This window comes from Flavobacterium sp. Leaf82, assembly GCF_001422725.1.
GTDB lineage: Bacteria > Bacteroidota > Bacteroidia > Flavobacteriales > Flavobacteriaceae > Flavobacterium.
The window spans coordinates 21,086-28,364 of sequence record NZ_LMMA01000016.1 but is presented as its reverse complement, the minus strand read 5'-3'; the positions used below and the strand labels follow the sequence as shown (position 1 = coordinate 28,364).

The following is a 7,279-nucleotide window of genomic DNA, read 5'->3' as shown; positions in this document are numbered from 1 at the left end:
AAAACGGAGGTGCTCACTTTGCACCGGAATTAGGTGGTCATTTTGAACTGGAATCAGGTGCTCACTTTAAAACGGAATGGGGTGATCAATATAACCGGAATTTGCAATTAGAAGATCTAGTCAGCCAAACTGACGGGGACAAAAAAGTGCAATCTGTTTTTTTTAAAGAAAAATGTAAATCCTGTTACAGTAAAATTGACTTTGCCCAGCTCTTTTATATCTTAATGGATGAAGGTCTTTTGTTTTTTGATAATGCAGATGAAAAAAATAATAGAAGTAAGTTTCAGCTTTTCCTCGAAAATAATTTCACATATGCCAGCGATGACGGAGGACAGTCGAAAATCAAGTCGATCAGCAGACAGTTTTCTGAATGTAAGGGCTATATTTATAAAGAGAAACAGATTAAATTTTTAAATGAATTTATTGCAGTAATGCAGGAGCGTACGAGAAGGCTGGAGAGCTGGTAGAATGGAAAGGAGAAAAAATTAATAATAAGTAAAAAACTCACCAATGATGAAGAAAGAAAAGAAGCTGTCTTATGTGATGGAAGTGAAAGAGTTGATAGCGTCTGTGATGGCAAGACTGGAAAGAATTGATTCAAAAATATGCCAAGGAAAAGTCTTGAGACCTGAATATTATCGTAATGAAGATTTAAAAAAGATGTTTGGGCTGTCCAATAACACTATTATAAAATACAGACAGACCGGAATTCTTCCCTACACAAAGCTTGGAGATATTTTTTTATATGACAGCGGTAAGATCGATAAAATACTAAGAAGCAATGAACTATAATTGAGCATTTAATTAGTTACCCAAATTATAAAAAAGTAACTCCAAAATAGAGTGGGTAACTAAGAAGGTGACTGTTTTTTAAGCTGGGTTTGATACCATTCCAAATGAAAAAGCCTTTAAACATCAGTGTTTAAAGGCTTTTTGTTTTTTAAAGTCACTTTTTGGACTTTTTGTGGCGGAGGAAGAGGGATTCGAACCCCCGGACCTGTTACAGTCAACAGTTTTCAAGACTGCCGCATTCGACCGCTCTGCCATTCCTCCAGTAAGACACAATAATTTTCTCATTGCGGGTGCAAAGATAAAATGTTTTTTTGATTCTAGAAATTTTTTTGATAGTTTTATAAAGGAAATAATTTAACTGCTTGTTTTATAAATCTTTATAGTTCTGTAAGTGGCTTGTGAAAAATGCCATAATTTAAGATTGTTATATTGTGACAAAATCAATAAAATAAAAATATCGATCTGTATTATTTTATTCTGCATCTTTTACATGACCAGTTCAATTGTGTCTGCAGTGCGAAAGTTATTATAAAGATCTGTAAATTTGGTAATTAACTTCAAATTGTGTCAGTAGCGAAAACCATGAAAAGCTTATCTAGAGATAGGAGACTCATTATTTAAATCTTCAATTGTCAAATTACTAAGAGAGGAATATCACCTTACTGTATTGTCGAAATTTTCAATATAGTTTTAAATTGACTTTATTGCTAGTTTTTTATTTTTTCCGATATCTCAATTCTGTTTTCAGTGTTAAAAAAAACTTTCGGCGACAGCACTATAATAGCAGTTACTTTCTGACTAATGCTTTGTCCAATAAGATCGTGCAATGAAAGTTAGAGCATGTGTATGCAATAATTTATTGTTTAATTCGTCTTTACATTTTATGTCAAAAAGATGCCAATTTTATAATAATTGATATAACCAAAATTCATATTGAGGTTTCCCTTATGCAAAAACTCGTGAGTTACATTCCAAACTTAGCATTTATGTTCATCCCAATCATGACCACAATCTCTACAAACTGTAGTTGGATTCCCCTGTGAGAAGCCTTCACAATTACAAAGTTTGCAACATTTTCTCTCATCTTCCTTATTTTCAATATCTTGCATGGTTCTGTTTTTATGGTTTTTACAAATGTATATAAAGTTTTCTATTGTAGTACATAGTACACAAACTTAATTTTCATGATTATATTTTAACAATTGGACACCCTAAGTAACGAATTGAAAAGAATTATTTAAATTGTTATTTAAATTTATACAGTTAGAGTTTAGATTGATGGAGAATTAGATATGGATACCAATATACAAGGTAAATTGAGAACTAGTATTTGAATGTTGATTTTTGCGTAATAATCTGATAAATAAGTGATAAGGTCAAAAATGCTTTGCGAGATATTAAAAAAAAAACTATTTTTACTATTTAAATTCATATCTTATGAAGAAATGTTTTTTTACATTCTCACTAATAACTATGCTTTTTATTAGTAATCTAATTAGAGGGCAAGATGATGTCGATAATGAGTGGATTATGCAATCTGGAATAACTAAATATATTCCTGTAGATCAAAAATGGATAGAACTTTGTAAAACAGATGAGGGAAAAAAAATGATTTTAGAGTCACTAGACCCAGTATCAAAGTTTGACCTAAAATTGCAATATCGTGGAATCAGAATGCAAGATTCATTACAAGCATTGGCAACAGGAAAAGAATTTCTTACTGATGAGTACAAATCAATAGATCAGTTTTATCTGGAACACGCTGAAGCCGTTTATTGTACTGCCCAACCTGGAGGGCAGCACTATACATACGAAAATCCAAATAAGAAAATTTTCAAGATAGATAATACTTTCTATTGTGTGTCTGCAAATACTGGTGGAGGCAATGAAAATGACTGTAATGTGGTAATGCCGCTTTTGTTACCTGAAGGTTGGCAAGTATGTAAATTTTTTTATGATGGCAAGACAAAAAGACACGGTAAATTTCGGTTTGAGCCAATTTTTAGAAAAGACGATTCGCAAAATCCTCCTAGAGTTTTAGGTCATACATTATTCATCACTGGACACGGTGACAGAGGCAATGTCTCGAGTGCTTATATAAAAAACATTAAGGTGTATGCAATAAAATCAAATTTACAAAATGATGAACGAATAAAATGTGATTGTGATATGCCTGTTCCATTAACTGCACCTGCTCCTATTCCACAGCAACCTACATCGAAGCCAGATAACGCACCAGCTAAAATTTCATATGGTATAATGGATAAGTCCGCAGATGGTCACTCTGCATTTTTTGTTATCAGAAATGAAGGTGGTAAAACTGGAATAGTAAGATTTAAAATAGTATATAGAGATAAATATAGTGGACAATGGAAAAGATACGAAGAAGGCGACATTGCAATAAATCCGAACGAGGTTATATCTAAACAAATGACGATTTTCGACGCTAATGACTGGAAATTTGAATATGATGGAATTGTAGATATGAATAAATAATAAGATACACTCGAGAATGGAGTACTAATCTAGAATTCTGTCTCATCTAGTGGATGAATGACAAGTGTTGACGATAATATTTGTATTTCTTGAAATAATAGTCGAAGAGTTGTAGAAATGAGGTATGAATAAAAAAAATAAAGCTTGGAGCTGTTTTATAGGGTTCTTAATTGTTTTTGAATTCAGATAATATTTTACGTATACTTTTAACTTTAAAAAAATATGTTATGAGGATTACTGCATTTTTTCTGTTTTTTAGTTTGTCAGGTTTTTCGCAAGTTTATTACTGTTCTTATTCAGGAGGATCATGTGATGCAAATATGATTAATCCTACTACTACCGCCATACAAGTGATTGGTCAGGTCTGTAACACATTAAATATTCCTGCAATACCAGTTTATCAAAGTGGAGTGTCTGACGCTTGTGCGTTTGCAGATGCGTACGGCAATCGTTGCATCACTTATAACGCTGATTTTTTAGGCTATTTACATCAAAACAATTTTTGGGGCCCAATATCAGTTTTAGCGCATGAGGTTGGACATCATTATTCAATGCATTCATCTTGGTATGGTAGCTTTATACATCCTTGGACTAGGGAATTGCAAGCAGATTATGTTTCTGGTTATGTTTTATATAAACTTGGTTGTCCTTCATTAAACGATGCACATGCTGCATTTAGTTTATTATTTTCATATACAGGCACATCAACACATCCGGATACACCGACTAGAATGGATGCTCTGGCTCAAGGATATATACGAGCAAGTCAAGGTTTTTAATTCAAAATTCTGATTTTTATCTGCAATTTTAAGTGTCAGTAAATAAGACTTTTTGGTTAATAAATGAACAAGTCTTGACTCATGATCCTTTTAAGAGCTGATTTTTTTATTTACTAAAAATGATTTGCAAATGTTGATTTGCCAAAAAAAATATTTTAGGGAGAGGCAGATTTAGGTATTCATCCGAAGTGGAAAAAGATGTTTGTCAATACGATGATAAATATTCGGACTAAAATCTTTATTGGAATGAGGTTTAGATAAACCAATTTTTGATCTTAGGTGAACAACAAGTAGTTATGCAATTTGTTTTCTCAGAGAAATTAGAAACTTTTACTGTCAGCGAGAATAGGATTCGAGCCTTATAGGTAGTATCGCTCTGATATTCGAACATGAGTCCAGAATAGTTTGATTTTAGTAATGTTTCGAACCTATACTTCTAAAATTTTTTTGTCACAGTGTTTTAATCGATAACCTAAATCTAGATGCACCTATTCTGCACCTAAATTCAGATTATTAATTAATTCAATATTTTTACCTTTAACGTTTAGATCTAAGAGTTCTCAGATCTTGTTTTGCTTAACTTTAGGTTTTCAAAATGTAATCTGCCGCGATTCTGCTACAAAGCTTAAACAGTTTAGGCGTTAGTGGTGTTTGTTTTATTCTTTGCAGCAGAAAAGTTGTCAGATCTAGTTCATTTATAAAGTGAAAATTTTAAGCTTTCTCTAGACTATTTTTAAAATCATTTTTTGTCTTCTTCAAAATTTTCCAATTCTTTCTTGACTTCTTCAAGTAGTTGCTGTTCAGTTGGAAGGTATAAATGATACTGACTTGCAATTATGCTTTTGTTGCTTTCGGGTAAAGTGAATTTTACCACTCCGTCATTTTTATCTGCACATAACAGTATTCCAATAGTCGGATTTTCATTGTCGTTTTTTTCAATGCGGTCATAATAGTTTACATACATCTGCAATTGTCCAATATCCTGATGCGTAAGTTTGTGCGTTTTGATTTCTACTAAGACAAAACATTGAAGTAATCTATTGTACAAAACCATGTCTACAAAAAATTCATCTCCGTAAATATGTAATCTTTTTTGTCTGGCAACAAATGAAAATCCATTTCCTATTTCTAATAAGAAATCCTGAAGATGAGTAATAATTGCCTTTTCCAGATCTTTTTCATAGTATGAAGTTTCACGTTTTAAGCCTAAGAATTCTAAATACATTGGATCCTTTATAATTTCTCGGGCATCTGAAGGTAGTTTTTCATTTTGTGCAACTGCCAGTACACTTTCTTGATCACTGCTTATTAGGAGTCGTTCAAATAAACTGCTGTTTATCTGGCGCTCCAGCTGGCGAACTGTCCAATTATTTTTTACTGTTTCTGCAATGTAAAATTCTCTTTTGTTTTGATTATCAATTGCTAATAGTAGTTTGTATTGGCTCCAGCTCAATTGTGTCCACAGTGTAGACACAATTGGAAAAGTCCTATAAAACTGTCGGTACCAATTTAACTGTCGGTATGAAAACCCACTTCCATATTCAGGTTGCAACTGCTCTGCAAGATATCTGATTAAATAAGTTCCGTAGTCAGCTCTTTCTTTTCCCTGTTGTTCTTCTTCAAAAATGCGTTTTCCGATGGACCAGTACATCGTAGTTCTTTCATTATCGACAGCTCTAACTGCACGTTCTTTTGAAGTCTCAATTATTGCTTTTATATCAGGAATTAAGGATTGGTTTTGAAGCATTTTTTTAAATTTAATAGTTAGACGTAGTTGATTAAAGTTTTAAAAGGAGGTTTCAATTCAAGAAATTTCTTTTTGGAAGTATTTTACCTAAATTTAGATTTCAGTTTTTCCATATCTTCCATTATATTCACATCTAAAACTTTTGCATAATGCTGTGTCTGCTTAGTATTGGTATGACCCATCATGGCCGAAACATTTTCCAGTCTTACTCCATTCCCTAAAGTGACAGTGGTGGCAAAGGTATGTCTAGCAACATACCATGTAAGATGCTTGTCTATGCCGCAGACATCAGCGATTTCCTTGAGATAAGCATTCATTTTCTGATTGGAAATTTTCGGGATGAGACCTCTCTGCTGGTTTTTATATTTCGAAATAATTTTCTCAACGGTAGGGAGTACTGGAACATTGGCTCTAATGGCAGTTTTGGCTCTGCTGGTCATAATCCATAAATTTCCAGTAGAATCTTCAGATAAGTTTCTTTCGGTCAGCTCCAAGGCATCGACAGGGGCATATCCTGTGTAGCAGCTGAAAAGAAATATGTCCTTAACTTTCTCCAGACGTGGCGTCGGAAAAATTTTATTCTCAATTGTATTTAATTCCTGCTGGGTTAGGAAAACAGCATCTTTTACACTCAGCCTACCGTCATAAATGTTGAATGGGTTTTTTATGATTAAATCCATTTTAATGGAATAATTGCAGGCGGTTTTATACATTTTCATATATTTTACCACCGAATTGTTTTTAATGCCTGTCTGCTCTTTAAAACTGCTCTCGTATTTAAGGAACTGTTCGAGTTTAAAGACAAACGAGCTTGATAGTTCAGATGCTGACATATCTTCCTTTTTGTAGGTAACGGTGATGAAATTCAAAAGCAGATCTTTTGCCCTTTTGTATTTTTGAAGTGAAGCCGACGCACGCTCTCCTGATTTAACTCTTTTGTTGAAAAATAAGATGTAAGTGTTCATAATCTCAATTACGGTTGGGCCTTCAGGCTGGTCGATTTTGACTTTTCCTGTAATTTCAGCTTTTAATAATTGAAGGTCAACCTCAGGATCAATTCTGAAGAGTTCAGTAAATTTTTTGGCTGCATTAAGCTGGAAAAGATCAAGCAGGTTTTTGATTACTATTTCTTTTTCAATTTTAAGCTGGTTTCTAAGATTATTAGTGCTCGCCCATCTTTCTTTTGAAATCGCTTGCCCGGTTGACATTGAAATTTGTTTGTTATTATAACTCAGACGGGCATAGATAGGAGATTCGCCGTTCTTGTTTAATTTGTCGGATTTCTGGTAGAAAAGTACTTTTAACATGTTATCTAGTTTTAAAATTAATAATCAAATTGAATTAAAAATTTTAAGAGAGCCCATTGACAGCAGGGAATTCCCGGGGAATTCTTTCTTTTTAGTTACCCTTTTTTGAGAAAAATGACTCTAAAAAAAACGGGGTAACTAATAGGGTAACCATTCTT

Annotated in this window: 6 protein-coding genes and 1 tRNA gene; 4 read left to right on the top strand and 3 right to left on the bottom strand. The window is 33.1% G+C overall.

Annotated features, from left to right (window positions below; all coding sequences use genetic code 11):
* Positions 1-467: hypothetical protein (locus tag ASF10_RS24230; RefSeq protein WP_157849059.1), on the top strand; the 467-nt coding region annotated here is incomplete at its 5' end.
* Between the two features lie 43 nt (positions 468-510).
* Entirely contained in the window at positions 511-792 is a 282-nt protein-coding gene (locus ASF10_RS11985; protein WP_241774943.1) for a helix-turn-helix domain-containing protein, read from the top strand.
* 173 nt (positions 793-965) lie between these two features.
* Here ASF10_RS11985 and ASF10_RS11980 read toward each other — a convergent pair.
* Positions 966-1,053, bottom strand: a tRNA-Ser gene (locus ASF10_RS11980).
* A 1,176-nt stretch (positions 1,054-2,229) separates the two neighbouring features.
* Between ASF10_RS11980 and ASF10_RS11975 the strand changes: the two genes are divergently transcribed.
* Together ASF10_RS11975 and ASF10_RS11970 are read left to right on the top strand one after the other, a co-directional pair.
* Entirely contained in the window at positions 2,230-3,288 is a 1,059-nt protein-coding gene (locus ASF10_RS11975) for a hypothetical protein (protein WP_131726532.1), read from the top strand.
* Between the two features lie 227 nt (positions 3,289-3,515).
* Positions 3,516-4,067 (top strand): hypothetical protein, encoded by a 552-nt coding sequence (locus ASF10_RS11970; RefSeq protein ID WP_056249413.1) that lies wholly within the window; start codon positions 3,516-3,518, stop codon positions 4,065-4,067.
* A 739-nt stretch (positions 4,068-4,806) separates the two neighbouring features.
* Here ASF10_RS11970 and ASF10_RS11965 read toward each other — a convergent pair.
* Both ASF10_RS11965 and ASF10_RS11960 read right to left on the bottom strand, forming a co-directional pair.
* The gene (locus ASF10_RS11965; protein ID WP_056249410.1) at positions 4,807-5,814 is read right to left on the bottom strand and encodes a YhcG family protein; all 1,008 of its coding nucleotides are present in this window, start codon (positions 5,812-5,814) and stop codon (positions 4,807-4,809) included.
* An 83-nt stretch (positions 5,815-5,897) separates the two neighbouring features.
* Positions 5,898-7,121: a site-specific integrase gene (locus tag ASF10_RS11960; RefSeq protein WP_056249408.1), complete on the bottom strand. Its 1,224-nt coding sequence runs from the start codon at positions 7,119-7,121 to the stop codon at positions 5,898-5,900.
* Positions 7,122-7,279: the final 158 nt, after the last annotated feature.